The sequence below is a fragment of the Bacteroidales bacterium genome (genome assembly GCA_018334875.1).
In the GTDB taxonomy this organism is placed as follows: domain Bacteria; phylum Bacteroidota; class Bacteroidia; order Bacteroidales; family UBA12077; genus JAGXLC01.
Genome location: JAGXLC010000048.1, coordinates 1 through 21,636 on the forward strand (window position 1 = coordinate 1; position 21,636 = coordinate 21,636).

Consider the following 21,636-nt stretch of genomic DNA (forward strand, 5'->3'; position numbering starts at 1 on the left):
CAACAACATGGTGGTAGTAAAACGGCCATTGCCATCCTTATCGGACAACCTTCTTTTGTCAGGCTTCCAATCGTTAAAGTCTCCGGCCACATATACTTCACTTCCGGGCTCTGCCTTGCAAATGAAGGTAATCCGTTTTTTCCCTTTATTGGGATTTGCCTTTTTGTTCATAGTTGCTGTTTTCATGTATTACTGTTTAATTATTAAATATTTAAAAGAATTGCAAACACGTTAAAATTACACCATTCATTGAATAAAGTTCAATATATTTTCCAAAAAAACATTTTTTTTATCCATCGTAAAAGTTTTCAAATCAACCCTAATATATCGGCCAACCGGTAAAACTCAGTAATTCCCCAGGCCTGAGCGTAACAGCCCCTTTGCATATGGGGAAAATCACCGTCCAGAATTTCCGGAAGCTGAGCAATACATCCCTGGTTCATCTGTCTCATGGAAGTAAACAGAATGTCCCGAGAAGCCTTTAATCCGTTTTCTCCATACGTTTTATACATAGCCTCGCAATAAGAAGGAAAGGTCCATGTCCATGCAGTTCCATTATGGTAGGCAGGTTTTCTGGAGTGATCCTCCTCCCCTTCATATCTTCCTTTATAAGGATGAAATGGATCATTAAGCAGTTGGCCGTTATGATACACCGGTAATTGATATTCCGTATTTCGGTCTGCCAAAGTTCGAATGGCCCCGGGAACAACAAGCTCTTCACAGGCCAACAGGATCCCCTCACCTATCTTTTTTTCTTCAACTGCTCCCAGCGTAATTGCAAAGAGCTGATTGGGCCGCAAATGATCATCACGTACCGCCTGGGAAGCAGGCTCAAAACCACTGGTGTGCAGACAATCGGATAGATAAATCTCTTTCTCAAAAACGGTGCAATGGTTTTGTTTCTCTATTAGAAAATATGTTTTTATGGATTCTTTGATCTTTCCGGCCAGATCCGTCCATCTATTTTCATCCGGTAATTGGCCGGACAGGAAATGAACGGCATGATACCACAGTGCCTGGATTTCTATGGGATAGCCTTCTCTGGGTGTTCCGGCCGGGTAATTGGTATCCATCCAGGTAAAATGGGTGGGGCTATATATCAAACCGCTGTCATGGTCCATTTGAATACCGTTTGGAGTTCCCTCCATATAATTCACCGCTATTGAGCGTAAAACCTCGAGCAGGGTTCTTCCGCCACAATCCTCCTGAAGGAACCCGGTATCTTCATTGCTGAGAAGATCCTGAACACCTGCAAAAAGCCATAAGGGAGCGTCGGAAGTATCCCTGTTCGAGGTGTCCTTTCCCCGGATTACATTGGGCAGGGTTCCATCCTTTTCAAAGGATGCAAACTCACGGATAATACTTTTTGCTTCCTCCGTATAACCTGCACTTATAATGCCTCTCAGGCAAATCAAAGTATCCCTCCCCCAGTCAAGGAACCATGGATGTCCGGCAATAACAGTTTTATTGGAATTGCGGTCAACAATAAATTTTCTGACTGAATTTTTTAAAATTTCCTTCACTCCGGATGCTTCATCTTTCATCTTATCTGGCCCGGCAAGATCCTGTTCTTTTCTCCGCTGCCGGACAGAATCCTCCTCTCCGGCAGCTACCAATGCACTGAGATGAACTGTTTCATTGCCTTTTAGTAAAATCTTAAAATAACCCGGACTATAGAGATCCCCCTCTCCATCCATTCCCCGCTCCATTTCCATGGGATACGGAATCCGGTAGTGCCATTCGTCTTCCCTGACAAACTCCCCATTCCGGCAAACGAGGTTCAGCATTTTTTCCTGATCATGAAAGGTAAAACCATTCTCCCCCTCCCTTATATTGACAGGCCAGGTATCTTCAGGACCCTGAAAAGCTTTGGTGAGCTCATGGTGATTCCTGCTTTCAATATCTGGACGCAATATGATCTTAACGGCTTCTTCCTGCGGAAGCACCAAAGCATCTTTACCCTCTGTTCTCTTTAAACTTACATCCAATAAATTATCTGCTTCATCGAAACGGTAGGTTAAAGCCAATGGAACAACCAACCCGGCTCCGGCCGGTATCTCAAAACGATATTCGGCAAGATTCTCTGAATGATAAAAAGACGTTTGATATTCCGACATAATGGCTCTTGAAAATCCTTTATATACCGACCAGCCTCTGATACGAGTAAGCATAATATGCCGGTCCTCGGGAACCTTGCTATCCAGATTCGCAGAAATCAGGGCATCATATTTGCTTCTTATCCCGCCGAAAGCTACTTCTGAAACTGAAATTCCCGAGCGGGTGTTTACGGAAAGGGCATTCAGAAATGTTCCAGCCTCAATATCCTGGTGTCCAAAATGGTTTTTAACAAACCACAGGTTATCCCGGGATGCCAGGAGGAGCTGGCCTGTATTTTTATGTACCCTTTCGCCGTCATACAACTCGAAAGCCAGTTGAAACCTTGCTCCATGCCCGTGGAATTTGCCGGGCTCTATGATCGCCACATACTTTTCAGTCTTCAAGTAAAATCCTTCTCCGTGTCCCAGTATGGAAGAGTCCTGTTTCAAAGTGTACCTGAAGAAACGGGGAGCAATGATCAAAACGGGAGTTTTCTCAGGTACCACCACCTCGCGATTCACATCCTGCGGATAAACCCACCGGATAACCGGAGGTCGAACATCCCAATTTGCACTAAAGAAATCATAAGGGGCATTCTTAAACTCTATAGTCTTGTTTTTGATGAACTCATCGGTGATAACCCAATCGTAATCCTGAAACAACTGCATGATCTGAACCCTCAACATCCGTTCGGCTTTGGTATCGGTGACTATCCGGTTGATCCGTAAGTCCGTGACCCGGGGGAAATATGCCTCTTCATCTGCAAGAGCAACTATCTGATAAGGTTTCAGGGGAACTCTGTACGCTTCATGACTTTCCTCAAATACCACATCTTCTCCTGAAAGAAGGTCCTGATGATTGGTCATAAATGGTTCTGCAAGTTCTTTTCTGAGATATACCTCATTATCTTCTGCAGAAAGATTGGCAATAACAGCTAACTTCTGGCTGATATGCTCCGAATGCCTCAGGTAGGCGATGCTGTTCTTATGGCTTATATGCATTTTTGTGAGCTGAAATGCCTGCCGGAAAGTGGGATGGGATTTCAGAATGTTGTTGAGGCGCTTGAGAAAATCTACCTGATTATCCTCATTTCCCCAGTTTAGGGAAGTGAGTCGATGGACATCAATCTTCTCATCGGCATACCACTCAACGCCACAAGTAATGGCAAATGTACCGGTATCCGATAAAAGTGCTGTAAGCCCGTTCCTGAGCCTTGAAAAAGCTTTTGATACGGAAGCAAGACGATTGTTGTCGTGAGTTTCCGAAAAGTTTACCATTGGCCCTTTGGCGGGGGATATTCGCATAAACTCCCCGATATACCATTCCATCTGATCCTGGTCATAATTCTGGAACATCTCCGAATAAGCCCAGTTCAGATTGCAAGTGGTAAGCAACCTTTCAGTAGTAGAAACTTTACCTCCTAAACCTTCCAAAAGAAAAATCGTTGATGGAAATTCATTCCGAACTTTTGCCGTAATGTACTCCCATGCCTGTTCAGGAACCATATATCCGGCATCACATCTAAAGCCATCTACTCCTTTCCGGCACCAGAACAAAAATACATGGGCCATATATTCCCACAAATCTTTCCGGGAATAATCCAGCCCGGAAAGATCGCTCCAGGTAACACCCCAGGCTCCGGGAGATACAAATCTACCCTCCTGATCCTTAAGAAAAAATTCCGGATGGTGAACCTGAAGCTGGGAAGCCCAGCCGGTATGATTCACCGGGATATCCATAAAAACCCGGGCATGTTTCGCATGGACCTTATCAACAAGTTCGGAAAACTGCTCCATTGGGGTAGTTTCTTTGTCGAATTCAGCCAGGGCAGGATCTACATTCATAAAATCCAGGGCTGCGTAAGGGCTGCCCAAGAGCCCCATCCGGGCATAGGTTGTCGGTACGGGATGGACCGGCAGGAGCATGAGAATATCAAATCCCAGATCATCCACAATAAAATCAATTTCTTTTTTCAGATCCCTGAATTTACCCGACTCTGGTATAACCGAAACTTTTTTATCCTCAATGGATTCTATACTTTTTAAATTTTCATTGATTGAAGATACGGCATCTTCTCCAACAAACAAACGCACAAAAGCACAATAAATCGAATTGCTGATGACCGAAAGGGCAGGTTCAACCTTAATGTACAGATTATTTCCTTCCGGCCAAAGGGGTTCTGTATGGTTTTCAGTAATAAAAAAAGCTTTGGCCTCAAAAAAACCGATGGATATCAGAGGCACTTCGATAGAATAGCTATTCTCTGCTTCAGCGGCCATAGGAAAATCACCCCATTCCTGAAAGCGCCGGGGAACTTCCTGTTCTGCTCTGGCAATAAGCTCCTTCCGTTTAAGGTAAGGATTATAAAGATTTGTTCGCAGATAAGCCTTTCCTGCTAAATCTACCGGTACCGACAAGGTAATATTCAGAAAATCTCCCTCCCTGAAAATCAAATTCATCCCCGGAGAAGGACACTGGTGAAGACGTTCGTTCATGAAATTTTATACTCTGCTCCATTTTTTATCTGACGAATCAACAAACTATTGATCTTGAAAGTTGAAATTTAATACAAAGAATTTCATAATTTATACAAAATCCAAAAAAATTGATTTTTTAAAAATGTTTGCCTATCTTTAGAGGGCATAAGATGGCTCTTTTGTAGGAAGGGGTCCGAAGGATTCCCGCATTCGCAAAAATGCGGGAATCTGCTTTCATCAAAAAAAGCATAATACGTTACACTGACATTTCCCATATCGGTTTTTCCCCGAATTATTCCAAATAATTCTTATAATTTGGACAAGCCAAAAAGGAAACACATTAAATTCCTTAAAAGCCTCCTGTTTGGTTTTGGCTTGTCCAAATTAGGGTGTTCAACCATTAAAGAAGGGTCCTTATGCAATCTTTGCACTTGGACCCTTCTTAGCGCGGTATTCAGTGAAATTTCAGTATCTACCAAAATGCCAAAACACCGGGACAATGAAATAACGATTCTCATTATCCGTTATTCCAATTGGTCTTTAAGCATGCCAAGATACTGTTCTTTTGTGTTTTCATCGGTACCCATGATCCCACATAGGTATTTTCCACTTTTATAAAGTAAAATGGAACCATTGTAGGGATCTTCAATGCTGTATTGATTTTTGTCTCGTTTATCTTCAGGAAATTCAACAAAATCAAGGTATTTGTTGAGTATCTCTTCAGTCTCCTGCTTATTTTCAGGGCTAATAAGGAATATCTGAAAAGATTCTCCTCCCTGTTCGTAATCCGCAATAAAAGCAGAATGAAGATAACTATAGCCAAGAAAATTGTTGGCTATATATTTCTCAGAATTTTTGAGTTTGCCTTTTTTCGGGAACAAATTCAATTCCGCGGGTAATTTACCCTTTCCACTGTGTTCTTCATCCATTCGCTGAGCCAGTTCCTCCATAGAATCACTCAAATCCGCCTCATTGGCATTAATCTGCACATAATACGGCCCGGTGATAAAGTAATAAGATTCACTGCTTTTGAAGCCCTGCGCCCCCGTATTTACAAATTCATAATCACTGCTTCTTTCCTGTGAGTAGATTCCGAATGTGTTGGTAGGAGTGCTGTGTTCAAAAATATACACCCGCATTTGTCCATCCTGGTTATTTGAATATCTGGCTGTATAAAGCTTCTGGAAATCATAACTCAGATAAGAATCGGCGGCACCGTTGATAATGTCCCAAAGGTTATCGGGTGTATAAACCTTATCTCCTACATTCAACTCCCAGCCTTCCATCTCCGGAAACAAATCCTCCGCTTGATCATCTGAGGATAGACAAACCGATGGTAAAAGGAACACAATCATTCCCATCAGAACAAATCCTTTGAATATAGCTCTTCTTTTTATCATTGTTGTTACTGTTTAATAGTTATACAAGAAAATCATCGGGTACCTGGGCGACTCTGGTAATATCGGCTATTTTTCGGGGTACCTTAAATCCTTTCTTACATTTCACTGTACAGTCGGTACAATCTTTACAGGGATCATCCTGAATACCGCGTGCAATCAACTCATCCTTGGCTTTTTTCACCTCTCTGTAACCATAAGCATACATATAAGCCCGCATCATATCGGGAATAGGGAGTTGTTTTCTGCATGTTTCAGTACATTCCTGACATCCGTTACAATACAAGCCTTCTTCAAAGGAAGCGGCATACAAGAAGTTTTCCTCTTCCTGATTCAGGTCCAAGTCATTCATAACCGCCATATTTTCATTAAGCTCATCATAGTTGATAATACCAGGAATGGCAGTATGAACGTTCGGGTTATTCAATGCCCATTTCAATGCAGCCTGGTTGGGCATTTTTGTACCGGAATCCGCCTCAAGGTCTCCACCTGCCTGGGTTTTCATGGCTACTACACCTATTCCTGCCTTGGAGGCTTCTTCAATAAGTCTTGTCATTTCGTCTTTATGATCCTGCCTGAAATTATAGGCTACCAGGATTACATCATGTACGCCACCATCGATGACCGCCTGAATCACTTCAGGTTCATTGCTGTGGGTTGACACACCTATATAGCGGGTTTTACCCTGGCTCTTGGCTGTTTTTAAAGCATCTATAACCTCCTCGGACAATACCTGATCGCGTGAAGATACCGCATGCGAATACAGAATTTCCACATGATCCATTTGCAATCGCTCCAGGCTGATATCCAGATTTTTCAGAAATTCTTCTTTATTTCTGGATGGCACTTTTGTAGCAATAGTGAAAGAATTGCGGGGATAATCCTTTAAAACCTCTCCCAGCATCTTTTCGTTGTTGCCATTCTGGTAACCGTGGGCGGTGTCAAAATGTTCAATCCCCGCATCTAATGCAGCTTTTGCTAGATTTGGATTATCGGCACGCATCACCCCAAAACTGACAACCGGCAACTCAAGATCCGTATTGCCCAGTTTTCTTTTAACAATTTTTCCTTGTTTTCCTTCTGCATGAATGGATTTGATGGATTCCGCACCTGTCATTTTATTTGCAAACAAGGCTCCTGCAGTTCCAAGCAGTGAGGTCTTCAGGAATGTTCTTCTGTTGAAATCATTGTTCTTCATAGTCTTTGTCTTTCTTTTTATCGGTTTAACATTCTCCAGAAACTGCTATATCATGGTTCACCCTTAAGATAAACCATTGAAATATAACGCTTCTTTTTATCATTGTTGTTATTGCTTAATAATCAAAATCATACAAGAAAATCATCGGGTACCTGGGCCACCCTGGTAATATCGGTTATTTTTCGGGGTACCTTAAATCCTTTCTTACATTTCACTGTACAGTCGGTACAATCTTTACAGGGATTATCCTGGATACCGCGCGCAATCAACTCATCCTTGGCTTTTTTCACCTCCAATTTGTTTGTTTGCGGTTAATCGCCAAGATACCGAACCCAACCCCAATTGTTTTAATGCAGCAAGTTATAAAGTTTTGCCCAAACAGGAAACATTTTAACAAATTTTAAGATTCAATAATCTGAATTAATACAAATATACATATAAGCATGTTTATAAAACATCCTCCCACTTCCAGCATTCAGTCCAATTTTCAGAGCCAGGGAGATCGTAGCGATCAGGTAATTTTAACTCACTATAAATAATAACATCCGCTTTTTCAGAATCATTTTCGGGAATAAAATATTATACACCTTCCAGACGGTTTCTAACCGGTTCTCCTCATGGCAGTCCGAACCATTATGAACTCATGAATATTCTCCATGTCGATCAGGCCTTTCACCTTTTCATTTTCCACTACCGGAGCCATAGAAATCTGTTGGTATCTCATCTTTTCATAGGCTTCTTCAAGGGAAGTTCCGGATGGAAAAACCGTAACATCGGTATTCATAATCTTTTCCACTTTCGCATCTTCCCCATACTTAATCAGGCCCTGAATGATATCATTGCGTGTAAGTATCCCCACGACCCGCTCTTCGTCGGTAACAATAAACCGTTGTTCGGGGCCATCCAGGAGGATTTCCACAGCTCTCTTAAGGGAATCCTGAGGATGCAAAGGGGTATATTCATGCATAAGCACTTTTTCAATGGTATAACCCGCAAGTACGGAAGTATATTTCACCATTTCATATTCCCGTTGTGCCCCTATATAGATAAAAATGGCTATAAATATAAGAAAGGGATTGGCATACAAACCCCAGATGGCAATAAAAAAAGCAAAGATTTTACCAATGTTCATTGCCACCAGGGTTGCCTGGTCACGAGGTAGTTTCATGGCCAGCAGGGACCTGAAAACCCTGCCACCATCCATGGGAAAGGCGGGAATGAGATTAAACACGGCAAGCATCAGGTTAGCAAACATTAAAATGACCAGAAAATTGGATTTATTGATAACCTGAAAGTTGGCGGGATTCAAATCAAGGCGTCCCGTTGTTGACAATACAATCCACAAAAATAAGGCAATAGCAAGATTTAAAAGAGGGCCTGCTACTGAAACCATCAGTTCCTGCCTGGGATCTTCGGGCATTTTTTCCAAATCAGCGACACCCCCTATAGGCAAAAGGGTAATGCTGCGGGTTGGAATACCATACCGCCTGGCAGTAAGCGAATGTGATAATTCGTGAAGCACAACACAAAAAAATATGGAAAAAACAAATAAAACGGAAAAAAGAATGTCCCTCAACCCGAGCCCCTGCTGAAGATTGATAAAAACAATCCAGGCAATGATCAACAGAAAGGTCCAGTGAACCGAAATTCTTATTCCAAATGGCCTGCCTAAAGTAAGTGAATATTTCATCTGAATGGTTGTTAATAAAATAAAAAAAGCAATATAATAAAGATCAATAAAAAAACGAAGGAAGAAAAGATTTCATTTCGTAGTAAAATCATATTAATGATAAGTCAATTCAAACATTTTTTTGTAATTTTTACCGGGAATTTAACCCGAATAATTCAAGAATTATTCCTGTCTCCGACAGCGACTTAGGTGAACTTAAATTTTTTTCAAAAATTTAAGTTCACCTAAGTCGGGGTTAACCTGCATTTTATTCATATTTGTAAAAATTTATGCAGGTTAAAATACATCTCTATGAATGACATTACCATAACGGTAAGAGAAGAGGAAGTGCCGGCTATTGGTTTGGGCACGTGGTTGCTCAGGGGCAATTCCTGTATCAATACGGTGAAAAGCGCCGTGTCATTAGGATACCGATTGATCGACACGGCTCAGGATTATGATAACGAAAGGGAAGTAGGGGAAGGCATTCAAAGGGCGGAGGCACTACGTAACAACATATTTTTAATAACCAAACTGAATCCGGCTAACTTTGCCTACAAGGATACGATCGGTACCACTAAGGAAAGCTGCCACAAGCTTTCTGTAGATTATATCGATCTAATATTACTGCACTGGCCTAACACTGAAATTCCACTGGAGGAAACCCTAAACGCTTTGGCTCAACTTCAGAAAGAAGGGCTTATTAAACATATTGGACTGAGCAACTTCCCACCTTCCCTGGTTGATGAAGCAATAAAATATACCGAAATATTCTGCAACCAGGTTGAATTTCACCCATACCTGGTACGCCAGAATCTTTTGGATCATGCAATAATGAATGATTATCTCCTGATGGCATACAGTCCGGTGGCCAAAGGGCGACTTATGGAAGATTCCTTTCTGCGGAGCATCGCAAGAGAACACGGAAAATCTCCTGCACAGGTTTCTCTCCGGTGGCTTGTTCAGGAAGGGATTGTGCCGGTCGCAAAAGCAAGCAACCTGGAGCATCTGGAAGAAAATATCGACATTTTTGATTTTAGTCTTTCTGATGAGGAGATGGCCGCAATCAGAGCACTGGACCGTGGATTGCATTTAGACCCTGTTAGTGATATGGCGGATGAGGAGTAAGATCAATCAAGGTTTTATTAGTTAAAATTAAGGATAGATTTATCCTTCAATATATGGTTCCAGGTTTTCTCTCAGAATTTTAACCAGAACGGGATCATCCCTGTCATACACATCAGGAATGTCCAGTATAATTATTCTTCCCGGGTCAACGGAAAAGATGGACTGTATCTCATGTTTCATGTAATCTTCCATAACGAAGATCAAGTCCGCTTTTTTTAAAATATCATTGTTCAGAGGCCTTACGGCCCATCCGGAGATCCCGGCAGACATCACATGAATATCCAGGCCTTTCGAGCGTGCAAGCCCCTGGAAAACGGCTGCAGCCGTAGGACTTCTGTTCATATTGGCAAGACAAACAAAAAGATATGTTTTCCGGGATGACTCCATTATCATATATAAACATTAGCAGATTCACTTTTATTATATAGAAACCATTTTAATGATTTTCGAATTTTGATATTGAAAATTTGACAGTTATAAATATAAGGGTAACGAAATTCGCTACCCTTTATATTTTTATGATATTTTCTTGTCTTTTGCCTTAATTGTCCACCTTTTTTATATCGTACGTTTTTTCCCTTTCAGCAGCCTTTTCTTCCCATTCCGGGACGACTTCCTCCATGAATTTTTTCTTTTGCCGGTTGAGATGTTGCATATCCAGCCCGGTAACTTCCTGGGCTTTGGCTTTTGTAGAAATATCCGGTACTTCAACTTCCTTGTTGAATCCAAGACCAGCCAGAATACGGGACAGTTTCATGCGGGCTTCATGTGCTATATTAATGCCTGTATTATAAATGCGCAAAGATTCAATGGGAGAATGAAATGGTGCTCCATGGCTGTTGGCTACATAACCCCATCTCCACTGCGCATGGCGAATATCCATCAGGGCATCCTCCATCTGTTCTTCAGACGCTCCAAGCTCCCATGCCTTCCTGGCTTCGAAATGGGCTTTGACCAAAAGCTTCTCCAGTTGATACTGGCTCTCCTTAACCTTATCAAAGCGGCTGTAAACATTTTGTATCAGCTCCTGTTCCGATTCCTTATGGCATACCAGGCAGGTCTTTTCTAAATAATTCAGGGGAGAAACAATCTTATGATCCGTATATTTCTGTCCGCCCTCACTGGTATAAGGCATGTGACAATCTGCACAGGCCAGTCCGCGCTCGGCGTGTATACCCGTCTTAAACAACTCATAATCGGGATGCTGTGCTTTAATCATGGGTGCTTTGCTGATGCCGTGGGTCCAGTCGGAAAAATCCCGTTCGTCATAGTAAGCTTCCACCTCTTCAACACTCCTGCCGTTATCCCAGGGAAAGACAAGATAATTACCCAAACCCTTAAAATAATACTCCGAATGACACTGAGCGCAAACCAAACTCCGCATTTCCTGATGAGAGGACTCTTCTACATCCCGGTCATTCCGTTCAAATGCTTCAACCAGGGCAGGGCGGGGAACATGCAGGTTCATATTTTCAGATTCGTGGCAATCAGCACATCCAATGGAATTGACTATCTGATGCCCTCGTTCCTCCCATGAACCTTCATAAAACGCGTCGGGACCAATTTCGCTCATCACACGGGGAACATCAGGGCTTTTGCAAGTCCAGCATGTGTTGGGCATCGGACTGCTTTGACCATCTACAGGGGCGCCGGTACGTAAATTATGCCTCATATCCTGAATGGAATAATAATGACCCCTACCCTGGTCATACTCTTTGGCAAAACCATAATCAGCCCATAGAATGACCAAACGGGGGTTCCTTTCCAGCATGTCGATTCGCGCATTGCCATTGTATTTTGTGCGGAAAGAGGTATCTTGTGTTGCTTTCCAGCGATTGTACTGGCGGGGAAAATTCCTGCCCCATACTTCACTCCGCGGTTCCCATTGAGCATGCTCTACCTCGGGCTGATAAGCAAAAATAGCCTCCGCTCTTCTTTCCATAATGGAAGAGGCCAGCAAGCCCAAGATAAAAACCACCACAATCGTTGCGAAAAACAACAACCATCCCAGCCAGGGCTTTTTTCGGATATGTTCACGTATCGTTGCCATATGTTATAAATTTATAATTTTCAGGTTTAAATATTCATAAAACTAACAACTAATACCCCGTCTTCTTGTTCCTTCGCTCTTTTATTCTTACGTGTAGTCGTCCTATCGTGACGTCGTGTTGTCCTTCTCCAATCTTCGAGTCGCAAGCCTTATTTTGCCTCTCTACATGATGCTCACTACTCACTACTTTTTTACCTCTCATTCCGTACTCCCGTCTTCTCATCTTCTCGTCTTCTCAGTGCTCCACTTCTCCTACTCTCATTCCTCCACCGCTTTCTTCAACCATTCCGGAACCGGGCTTTCCGGAACCGGTACCCGTGCATTAGGTGTCAATGACAAACTATTTTCCCTGCCATGGGGTACCTCCCGGTGACAATCCCAGCATTTCCTCTCGGTTCGTTCTTTTACACTATGATAAGTTCGTTGAGTCAGCATCTCCGGATTTTTAATCAACTGCTCATGACAACGGATGCAATTCTGTTGTACAACCTCTTCTCCTGCCTGCTTAATCTCTATTACCTGCGGTTCATTACGCAGTGTAAATATGGTAGCATGCCTTAACCCGTCTTTTGCCTTAAAATAATAATGATTCAGGAAATTATCGTGAGGTACATGACATTCATTGCAATGCGTAACTTCCCTGTGTGAACTGTGAAACCAGGTGGCATATTGCGGAGCCATAATGTGGCAGTTCACACAGGCGGAGGGTCTGTCGGACAAGTATGAATGGGCTTTAGAAATGTATAACACATACACCAAAAGTCCGGCAAATATTCCCAATAAGAAAATTACAGGAACTTTCCATCGAGCAGGGGGTATTATTTTTCGAATGAATTTCCTCATAATTCAAAATCGTGTGCTCGAAGATATTAAAAATCGAAAAAACATCCGGATTCCCCTGTCTCATTTGACACAATTTATAAATAATCTAAATTTGAATAATTTTTAGCGTCAGAATTATTCGAAAATAATCCTGACGCTATGGAAACAATTCACTATCCCGCTTCTATAGCGGGACAGGCTGTTCGTTTTTGAATAATGCGGGGTTAAAAAGCTGAAACAAAACCCAGGCTAAATTGCCCAAACTCACTCTCGGTATATCCGGTAGCCACATAGGTATATTCCCCTACCAGGCGTATATTTCTTCTTATTAAGTATCCTGCATGAAAAGTCATCGACTCATAATCGGCCGGATCAAAATCGGATTCCACCCTGTTGTACATTCCCAGAAGGTACCAATCGCTGTCATCTCCCATTGGACTGTATATCAACTCGGCCAGCGTACCTTTCGTTGTAAGATCCTCCCTGATATTTGAAGAATTATGTGCTTCATATACCTCCGAATCGTTGCGGATGGTATATTGAAAATTAAGCTCCCATCGGTCATCAACATTGACAGTAAAATCAGGGCCAAAAATCTCCACCTGATTGGTTATGGCGTCATTGAAATCATTTTCTAAACGTTCCTTACCCAGATAGGCAAATCCGCCCACACGGAAGTATTCACCAATATTCTGCGATATTCGTCCTAAATAATTTTTATAACGGTCCTGATCAAAAATATGGAAGGCACGGGCTTCCTCAATACCGTTCCCGTTGACCACTTCCAGCACGAGGTCTGTTCCAGTATCAAAGCCATATTCCAACATGAGGCCCTTATCATACTTCAGGCCTATTCTCGAGTTACCGATCTGAGACGTATAAAGTCGGTAATCCTCCAGTTGCAGACGCAACTCCCTGGTAAATAAAGGATCGGATACCTGAAACTGACCCAGTTTGACATCCAGTTCCGTATCAAAAAGATTGTTATACATCAGGTAGGCATCCTCCAGGCCAACAACTTCACCCCGTTCACTCATGTAAAAATAAAAATAATAGGACAGATTGTCGGAAATCTCCCCGCCGGAAAGCAATTTCATCAGGTAGGGCGCTCCAAAATCACTCTTCTTATCATTCCCGTTGTTGTAAGTAACGAACCCATCCAAACGAACAGCGAGGGGAAAACTACGCAAAAGGGACAAATTCTCATCACCGGCATCCACATAGTATCCCGGCGCATCGTATTCCTCAAGTCTGAAGCCGTCTCCGGCAAAATCCTCACCATAGTCCTTCAGGCTGGGAGAAGCAGGCGAATGACAAGTTTTGCAACTCAACCGATACTTTCTGGCAAAAGCGGGAATGGCCTGACAATAATCTGACAGCACAATCGATCCGAAAAGGGTAAATAAAACAACTCCGATTATTTTCTTCATAGGTCTCTATTTTTAAGGTATAACAGTAATTTCAGTAGAATGCCGATTGACCTCATGTATGGCATACTCTTCTTCAGGGACATCAAGCAATTCGCCAACGGGTTTAACCAGCAACCGGTAGTTCAATACAGCAGTTACAGTAAGCTCGCCTGGTGCAACATCATAAGGAATTTCAAATGTATAGGTTTCCAGTTTGGTTTCCCTCGGGCCAATCCGGTAATCCACACCCAATGACTTGGTGTTCCACTGCATAATGGTCATTCTGCCTTGCGGATCAAAGTAAGGCATCCGAAATATTCTGTCGCCATTGGGCACATCTTCCCTTTGTACACCTTCAAAATCTTCTTTTCCGAGCGGCAGCCCCATATCCTGATAAGCTTTGGCATCGCTGGCAATGGTATATTGCTCTCCTTCAAAACCTTTTTCATCCACGGGCAGGTGATAAACATTGCCCTCTGAATCTTCAGCCTCCACGTGAAGCCATACAATACGGTCCTCCACCGAACCCGTAGGAAATTTATGTCCGGTTTTCTGGTTGAAAAGGGCCACGGTAAATTCAACCGGCTCACCCATCAGCGCTTCTCTGGTATTGGGTTGTACTCGCAATTCGACTACCCCGTTCAATTTTCCCGGATCGTGGGCACCATGGAACAGGTGAAGTTTGGCATCCTCATAAGTGGCACCCATCTTGGCCGTTTTGGTTCTGGCTTCCGTCATATGGCAATCCTGACAACGCACTCCCTCATCCGAATAGGGACCTTCCTCCCACTCAAGCTGTGTAGATTTCACCCATGCCCCGTAAGGGCTTTTTTCATTGTGGCAAATGCCACAAAATTTGGCCTGGCTATGTAAATCGATGGGCTCGATCTGATGCTCCGGTGAGCTAATTTCTCCCTTCCGGGAACTGTATTTGGTGAATCCGGGTTCTACAATATAGTTATGATTGTAAGCAGTATCACCGCGAATACCCTTTATCAAGTGACAAACCTCACACGAGACCGCCTCATTTGCCCTGGAACCTTCTTCCGGACGTGGCGGCGGCATATCATCAGCCATGTAAGCCATTGGGGTATGGCAACCATTGCAGCCTTCGTGGACGCCTTCCATCTCAGGGTCTTTCTCTGAATGAGGAACAGCAAGCTTAAAATATTCAATTTCGTCCCACTCATGCGTATAGGCTTTGGACATCATCGACTGCGTCCACTGCTGATAAAAAGCATCATGACAGGAACCACAATAGTTCGGCTTACTGAAATCTTCATATTCATAATCGCCTGATTGTCCACCTTCTTCAACAGCTAATACAAATCCAAAAACGGATATCATTGCAAAAGGAATAAAAAGAAATAAAAGCAACTTTCTATTCATCTTTAATAGTTTTAAAAATTACAAGCTAAAGATATGGATTATTTTTTTTTAATGCCAAAAGAAAAACCAGTTAAATTTTGTCTATGCATGCAATTTATAGCGATTATAAATAATTAACCCATCCATTTAATAGAAATGAACTTCGAAAGTTGCTTTTTAACATTCAGGCAGATGGGCAGATAAAAGTAGAAAAAACACCATAGTGCTTCAGAACAATATCATAGCATAAGACGAGCATTTTTTCATTCCTGTCTTATACCACCCCACATGCCTACAACGAAAAAAAAACAATGGTATAGGGGTGCCTTCCTGTGGAAAATTCGTCGATAAAGACTGGCCAACTCGGGAAAAAGGCTTTGGCAAAATGGTCGTGAAATTACAGGGAAGGAAGGAGGTATTCTTTGGTTATTGATGCATCTGACGGTCGAAAACAAGCCGGATTTAAGTTAGATTCCCCACCGATATGGGACCTAATGGCGGTAGCTGACAACCGGCTGTGCATTTCAATGGAAGAGGGCACCATTCAGATAAAAAGATAAGGGCACGATCTTGAAAATTTTCAAGTTAAATGCCCTTATAATATTAGGTTCAAAAGATGTAATCCGTACTTACGGTAAAAGATAAAGGGAAACTATTCTTCCTCGTACTTGATCACTTCCGCAGGACATTCCTCCGCGGCTTCCTTGATGCAGTCTTCATTGGCATTGAAGTCTGCGCCATCTTTTACATAAGCTTCACCTTCATCATCTGTCCCGAAAACATCCGGGCAAATGTCTTCACATATTCCGTCAGCAATACATCCTTCTTCGATCCAAACTTTTTTTATAGCCATAACAACCTCCTTTTTTTATTAGTTATAGGTTCAAAATTGATTTATTAAATGAATTTTAACCCGAATAATTCAAGAATTATTCCTGTCTCCGACAGCGACTAAGGTTCACTAAAATTTTTTTAAAAATTTAAGTTTCCCGAATCAAGTTCGGGACAGGCTACCTAAGTCGGGGTTAACCTGCATTTTATTCATATTTGTAAAAATTTATGAATAATGCAGGTTAAGATTCTTCTATCTGAATTGCTTCCACCGGACAACTTTCTGCTGCTTCCTTGATCTCTTCTTCATAAGCATTAAGATCGGCATCCGGCTTGACAATAGCTACGTCCCGGTCACCCAGTTCAAAAACCTCCGGACAAATTTCTTCACACAAGCCACAACCTGTGCAATCTTCTTCGACCCAAACTCTGCTTATTGCCATAATAGCATTCTTTTTTAGTACCTTACCGGTCAAATTCTTGCATTTTTTGGCAAAACTTGCCCGGTAAGCTACTGTGGCAAAATTTATGAGGCAATTTTCAAAGATAAAAATAATTGAAAAAGATCATGACCTTTATATAATTTTGCCTCATAAATTTTGCTTGCTAATTTGGACAAGCCAAAACGGAAACACATTAAATTCCTTCAAAGTATCCTGTTTGGTTTTGGCTTGTCCAAATTAGATTGAACGATAAATTAAAAGCGTAAAGTTAATAAAAATTTCGTTTTAAATATGGATGATGCCAAAATATTAATGATATATAAATTTTCTTAATGGTCAAAATAATATATAAGAAGAGTATTTTTCAATACTTTAAGAAATTTATCTGTAATCCAACCCGAATGATGCAATAACTTCTAAAAATTTTGTTTGCAGCCAAAGCAGTGGTAAGAGTGATTCACACTAAAAATTTGTGGTCAAAAATTTTTATTTATAAAATTGACGTGTTAATTTTACCCTTATAAATTCCAGCTATTATGAAAAAGATATCCGTTGCATTAATCATCCTTGTTTTCTTTCTATCAATCGGTTCTTGTCAGAAACAAATAAAGGAAAACGATTATCCCCTCCAACCGGTTCCTTTCACTTCGGTAGAGTTGACCGGCGATTTTTGGGCGCCAAAAATCCAGAGGAACCACGATGTGACCATTCCGATTGCCCTGAAAAAATCCAAAGAAACAGGAAGGATAAAGAATTTCAAAATTGCCGGTGGACTGGAGGAAGGGTCGTTTTGCACCCAATACCCCTTTGACGATTCCGATGTTTTTAAAATCATCGAAGGGGCCAGCTATTCACTTCAGATGTTCCCCGATCAGGAACTGGAGGCTTATCTTGATACTTTGATCCATTATATTGATCTGGCACAGGAAAATGATGGATACATCTATACCAACCGTACCATTATGGGAGACAGCGCCCACGAATGGGCAGGTGATGAACGGTGGGAAAAAACCCACGATCTCAGTCATGAGCTCTACAATCTTGGGCACATGTACGAAGGTGCTGTAGCGCATTACAGAGCTACAGGGAAACGCAACTTTCTGGATATTGCCATCAAGTCGGCCAATCTGGTCGACAGCGTCTTTGGCTACAACAAACTTGAGACCTACCCCGGACATCAGGAAATTGAAATCGGTCTTGTTAAACTTTACCGGGTTACAGGCAATAAAGACTACCTGGATCTGGCCAAATTCTTTCTGGATGTAAGAGGGCCGGACGGGCCTAAATATTGCCAGGCTCACAAAAAAGTTACCAATCAGACGAAAGCGGTAGGACACTCCGTACGAGCCGCATATATGTATACAGGAATGGCAGATGTAGCAGCTCTCACCAATGATCCGGAGTATGTGGATGCCATCAACAGGATATGGAAAGACATTGTGCATAAAAAACTTTATGTAACGGGAGGTATAGGTGCTTCCGGAGGCAATGAAGGGTTCGGAGATCCTTATGTGTTGCCTAATATGTCAGCATATTGTGAAACCTGTGCTTCCATTGCCAATGTCTTCTGGAATCACCGCATGTTCATGCATGAAGGAGAAGTGAAATATTACGATGTGCTGGAAAGAACCCTTTATAACGCATTGCTTTCCGGCGTATCCCTTTCCGGCAACCGTTTCTTTTATCCCAATCCGCTGGCTTCCGATGGTCAGCATGAACGTCAGGAATGGTTTGGTTGTGCATGCTGCCCATCCAACATTACCCGATTCTTGCCTTCCGTACCGGGATACATTTATTCCAAAACAGACAACCAGATCATGGTCAACCTGTATGCAGAAAATACTGCCGATATAGACTTGGATGAAAATAAAGTAGAGATCGAACAAAAAACCGATTATCCCTGGGAAGGCAAGGTTGACTTAACCATCAACCCGGATGAGGAACAGCCATTTGAACTCAGGCTGAGGATTCCTGGTTGGGCAAGAAACGAAGCCGTACCCGGCAAACTATACCGCTTCACAGATTCAAAAAACCAACCGGTTGAAGTGACAGTTAACGGAGAAAAGGTAGAAACTCAACCCGAAGATGGGTACATTGTTATCAACAGGAAGTGGAGATCCGGCGACAAGGTATCACTTGACATGCCCATGCCTGTACGTATCATCGAAGCCAATGAAAAAGTCAAGGAGGACCTTGGTAAAGTGGCCGTTCAACGCGGACCCATAATATACGCTGCTGAATGGCCGGATAATCCTAAAGGAGAAGTATTGAACCTGGTCTTCGATAAAAACAGCAAACTTACTACTGATTTTAAACCCGATATGCTCAATGGCATACCGGTTATCAAAGGAAAAGCCTCAAGGGCTAAGAAAACACTTGAAGATGAGGTCGTGGTGTCCGAAAAGCAAGAAATTACATTAATCCCCTACCATACCTGGGCCAATCGCGGACCTGGAGAAATGAGGGTATGGCTTCCGTTTGAAAAAGAGGCCACGATTCCCTCACCAGCTCCAACCATTGCAGCGAAAAGCCAAATATCAGCGTCCACAGAAAAAGAATCCCTCCGTTATTTGAACGACCAGCTTGAACCGGAAAACTCAACTTCTCCTTTTAACTACAACTGGTGGCCTGCCAATAACCAAACGGAATGGGTTCAATATACTTTTGAAAAACCAGAAAAAGTGAGCAAAGTAAAAGTATACTGGTTCGATGACAGACCAGACGGTGGATGCAGAATTCCAGATTCATGGGAAGTACGCTACAAAAAAAGCAACAACTGGGAACCTGTGCAAAACAAAACATCTTACTCCATAACCAAAGATGAATACAACGAGGTACAATTTGAACCGTTAACCACTTCGGCATTAAGGCTAAAAGTACAGTTGCCGGAAGAACATTCCAGTGGTATTATAGAATGGATTGTTGAATAATATGGCTATTCATTAGTTTAACAGTTTATTAAAGTTTTAAATTTAAAATTAATTTATATGCTAAATTCGCAAACTCTGCTTTTATCACCATGGAACCCGCATATTAATCATGTTCTTGTTGTGAAGGTCCCTGCATACGAGTTTCATTCATGTTTGTTCTTTGTAATACTCTTTAACCTTCAAAATAGCAAATGTATATGAAAAACCTGACAAAATTATTTCTGTTTTTAGTAGCTACCTCCTTGTTCATTCAATCCTGCCAGACACATCAGGAAAAACAGATACAAACAGATGGCCGTGAAGTGGTCTCATTTAAAGCATTGCCTTTCGAACTGAATCAGGTCAGGCTGCTTGAAGGGCCTTTCAGGCACGCCACTGAACTGAACCAACAGTCGCTTTTGAATTACAAACCCGACCGCTTCCTTGCGGATTTTAGAAACGTTGCCGATTTGGAAACCAGAGCCGAAGATTACCATGGCTGGGAAGATGAAACACTGGCCGGTCATAGCCTGGGCCATTATCTGAGCGCCTGTTCCATGATGTACAAAACGACTGGTGATTCCACCTTTTGTAAACGGGTCAACTACATTGTAGATGACCTCATGAAATGTCAGAAGGCTGATAGTGATGGATTTATTGGCGCTGTCACCGATACCAGCGTGAAAAGAATCTTCGAACAAGAAATAGCAAAAGGAGAAATTCGCTCCAAAGGTTTCGACCTAAACGGTATATGGGCACCTCTTTACACCATGCACAAGCAATTTGCCGGACTTTTGGATGCCTATAAATTATGCGGCAATGAGAAAGCCCTGAAGGTGGCCGCGAACTTTGCCGATTGGCTGGGTAACATAGTTGACCAACTGAATGATGAACAGATGGAAGAAATGCTCCATTGCGAACATGGGGGAATCAATGAAGCGATGGCCAACCTGTATGCTGCAACAGGTAATGAAAGATACCTGAGTCTGGCCAGGCGATTCTATCATAAAAAAGTGCTCGATCCACTTTCAAAAGGAATAGATAATCTTGCGGGTAAACATGCCAATACCCAAATCCCAAAACTTACCGGTTTGGCCAGGATTCATGAATTTACCGGCGATACTTCCAAACGAAATACAGCAGAATTTTTCTGGAAAACTGTGGTTAACCATCATTCCTATGTTACCGGAGGCAACGGTAACGAGGAATATTTTGGACCAGCCGACTCTCTAAGGGATGAATTGGGTCAGAATACTACTGAGAGCTGCAATGTTTACAATATGTTGAAATTAACCAGGCATTTGTTCCAATACGACGCCTCAGCCCGCAAAGCTGATTTTTACGAACGTGCTCTTCTCAACCACATCCTCTCTTCCCAGCATCACCGTGATGGTAGGGTAATCTACAATCTTCCCCTGGCTATGGGAGGTTATAAAGAATATCAGGATCCCCATTGGTTTACCTGTTGTGTGGGAACCGGAATGGAAAATCATTCCAAATATGGACGCAACATTTACTTCCACAATAACCGTGAACTATATGTAAGTCAATTCATAGCCTCCAAACTTAACTGGCAGGAGAAGGGCATTATACTGACACAACAGACAGATTACCCGGAAGAACAGGGCACTTCTTTCATATTTGAATGTAATGAGCCAACCCTGGTTGCCCTGAAAATTCGTTATCCTTACTGGGCTAAAAAAGGAATGGAAGTATATGTGAACGGCAAAAAACAAAACATTTCCGAAGATCCTCAAAGCTTCGTGGAAATAGAAAAGAAATGGAAATCAGGAGATCGGGTGAAAGTAAAATTTCCCTTCTCTTTGAGACTCGAATCT

Annotated in this window: 16 protein-coding genes; 3 read left to right on the forward strand and 13 right to left on the reverse strand. The window is 42.2% G+C overall.

Going from position 1 to position 21,636, the window contains the following annotated elements:
- From KGY70_06165 to KGY70_06190, 6 genes are all read right to left on the reverse strand, one after another.
- On the reverse strand, positions 1–186 hold a 186-nt coding region (locus KGY70_06165; protein ID MBS3774751.1), incomplete at its 3' end, for a hypothetical protein.
- 122 nt (positions 187–308) lie between these two features.
- Complete coding sequence (locus KGY70_06170) at positions 309–4,592, reverse strand: glycogen debranching enzyme N-terminal domain-containing protein (protein ID MBS3774752.1); 4,284 nt, start codon at positions 4,590–4,592, stop codon at positions 309–311.
- A gap of 506 nt (positions 4,593–5,098) precedes the next feature.
- Positions 5,099–5,974, reverse strand: coding sequence for a hypothetical protein (locus tag KGY70_06175; protein MBS3774753.1), 876 nt, complete (start codon positions 5,972–5,974; stop codon positions 5,099–5,101).
- Positions 5,975–5,993: 19 nt separating this feature from the next.
- Positions 5,994–7,169, reverse strand: a complete 1,176-nt coding sequence (locus KGY70_06180; protein MBS3774754.1) for an aldo/keto reductase — start codon at positions 7,167–7,169, stop codon at positions 5,994–5,996.
- Between the two features lie 128 nt (positions 7,170–7,297).
- The gene (locus KGY70_06185) at positions 7,298–7,459 is read right to left on the reverse strand and encodes a hypothetical protein (GenBank protein MBS3774755.1); all 162 of its coding nucleotides are present in this window, start codon (positions 7,457–7,459) and stop codon (positions 7,298–7,300) included.
- Between the two features lie 311 nt (positions 7,460–7,770).
- The gene (locus KGY70_06190) at positions 7,771–8,859 is read right to left on the reverse strand and encodes a site-2 protease family protein (protein MBS3774756.1); all 1,089 of its coding nucleotides are present in this window, start codon (positions 8,857–8,859) and stop codon (positions 7,771–7,773) included.
- Positions 8,860–9,150: 291 nt separating this feature from the next.
- Here KGY70_06190 and KGY70_06195 point away from each other — a divergent pair, with 291 nt between their 5' ends.
- Positions 9,151–9,966 (forward strand): aldo/keto reductase, encoded by an 816-nt coding sequence (locus KGY70_06195; protein MBS3774757.1) that lies wholly within the window; start codon positions 9,151–9,153, stop codon positions 9,964–9,966.
- Between the two features lie 39 nt (positions 9,967–10,005).
- Here the strand turns inward: KGY70_06195 and KGY70_06200 are convergent, their stop codons facing one another.
- The 7 genes from KGY70_06200 to KGY70_06230 all read right to left on the reverse strand — a co-directional run bounded on the left by KGY70_06200 (position 10,006) and on the right by KGY70_06230 (position 16,889).
- Complete coding sequence (locus KGY70_06200; GenBank protein ID MBS3774758.1) at positions 10,006–10,359, reverse strand: hypothetical protein; 354 nt, start codon at positions 10,357–10,359, stop codon at positions 10,006–10,008.
- Between the two features lie 148 nt (positions 10,360–10,507).
- Complete coding sequence (gene nrfA, locus KGY70_06205) at positions 10,508–12,016, reverse strand: ammonia-forming cytochrome c nitrite reductase (protein MBS3774759.1); 1,509 nt, start codon at positions 12,014–12,016, stop codon at positions 10,508–10,510.
- 258 nt (positions 12,017–12,274) lie between these two features.
- Positions 12,275–12,859: a cytochrome c nitrite reductase small subunit gene (nrfH, locus tag KGY70_06210; protein MBS3774760.1), complete on the reverse strand. Its 585-nt coding sequence runs from the start codon at positions 12,857–12,859 to the stop codon at positions 12,275–12,277.
- Between the two features lie 203 nt (positions 12,860–13,062).
- A complete protein-coding gene (locus KGY70_06215) occupies positions 13,063–14,268 on the reverse strand; it encodes a hypothetical protein (GenBank protein ID MBS3774761.1) in 1,206 nt (401 codons plus the stop codon).
- A 12-nt stretch (positions 14,269–14,280) separates the two neighbouring features.
- Complete coding sequence (locus tag KGY70_06220; protein MBS3774762.1) at positions 14,281–15,636, reverse strand: hypothetical protein; 1,356 nt, start codon at positions 15,634–15,636, stop codon at positions 14,281–14,283.
- 631 nt (positions 15,637–16,267) lie between these two features.
- Positions 16,268–16,468, reverse strand: a complete 201-nt coding sequence (locus KGY70_06225; protein ID MBS3774763.1) for a ferredoxin — start codon at positions 16,466–16,468, stop codon at positions 16,268–16,270.
- Between the two features lie 220 nt (positions 16,469–16,688).
- Entirely contained in the window at positions 16,689–16,889 is a 201-nt protein-coding gene (locus KGY70_06230; GenBank protein ID MBS3774764.1) for a ferredoxin, read from the reverse strand.
- Between the two features lie 536 nt (positions 16,890–17,425).
- Here KGY70_06230 and KGY70_06235 point away from each other — a divergent pair.
- Both KGY70_06235 and KGY70_06240 read left to right on the forward strand, forming a co-directional pair.
- Positions 17,426–19,819, forward strand: a complete 2,394-nt coding sequence (locus KGY70_06235) for a glycoside hydrolase family 127 protein (GenBank protein ID MBS3774765.1) — start codon at positions 17,426–17,428, stop codon at positions 19,817–19,819.
- A gap of 197 nt (positions 19,820–20,016) precedes the next feature.
- Positions 20,017–21,636 (forward strand): glycoside hydrolase family 127 protein (locus KGY70_06240; GenBank protein MBS3774766.1); only part of this gene is annotated, 1,620 nt, incomplete at its 3' end.

Bases quoted from the DNA above. Each gene is read 5' to 3' on its own strand.
- KGY70_06235 (MBS3774765.1), top strand. From the start codon at position 17,426: ATGAAAAAGATATCCGTTGCATTAATCATCCTTGTTTTCTTTCTATCA.
- nrfH (MBS3774760.1), bottom strand. From the start codon at position 12,859: ATGAGGAAATTCATTCGAAAAATAATACCCCCTGCTCGATGGAAAGTT.
- KGY70_06230 (MBS3774764.1), bottom strand. From the start codon at position 16,889: ATGGCAATAAGCAGAGTTTGGGTCGAAGAAGATTGCACAGGTTGTGGC.
- KGY70_06170 (MBS3774752.1), bottom strand. From the start codon at position 4,592: ATGAACGAACGTCTTCACCAGTGTCCTTCTCCGGGGATGAATTTGATT.
- KGY70_06225 (MBS3774763.1), bottom strand. From the start codon at position 16,468: ATGGCTATAAAAAAAGTTTGGATCGAAGAAGGATGTATTGCTGACGGA.
- KGY70_06175 (MBS3774753.1), bottom strand. From the start codon at position 5,974: ATGATAAAAAGAAGAGCTATATTCAAAGGATTTGTTCTGATGGGAATG.
- KGY70_06195 (MBS3774757.1), top strand. From the start codon at position 9,151: ATGAATGACATTACCATAACGGTAAGAGAAGAGGAAGTGCCGGCTATT.
- KGY70_06190 (MBS3774756.1), bottom strand. From the start codon at position 8,859: ATGAAATATTCACTTACTTTAGGCAGGCCATTTGGAATAAGAATTTCG.
- KGY70_06215 (MBS3774761.1), bottom strand. From the start codon at position 14,268: ATGAAGAAAATAATCGGAGTTGTTTTATTTACCCTTTTCGGATCGATT.
- KGY70_06180 (MBS3774754.1), bottom strand. From the start codon at position 7,169: ATGAAGAACAATGATTTCAACAGAAGAACATTCCTGAAGACCTCACTG.
- nrfA (MBS3774759.1), bottom strand. From the start codon at position 12,016: ATGGCAACGATACGTGAACATATCCGAAAAAAGCCCTGGCTGGGATGG.
- KGY70_06220 (MBS3774762.1), bottom strand. From the start codon at position 15,636: ATGAATAGAAAGTTGCTTTTATTTCTTTTTATTCCTTTTGCAATGATA.
- KGY70_06200 (MBS3774758.1), bottom strand. From the start codon at position 10,359: ATGATAATGGAGTCATCCCGGAAAACATATCTTTTTGTTTGTCTTGCC.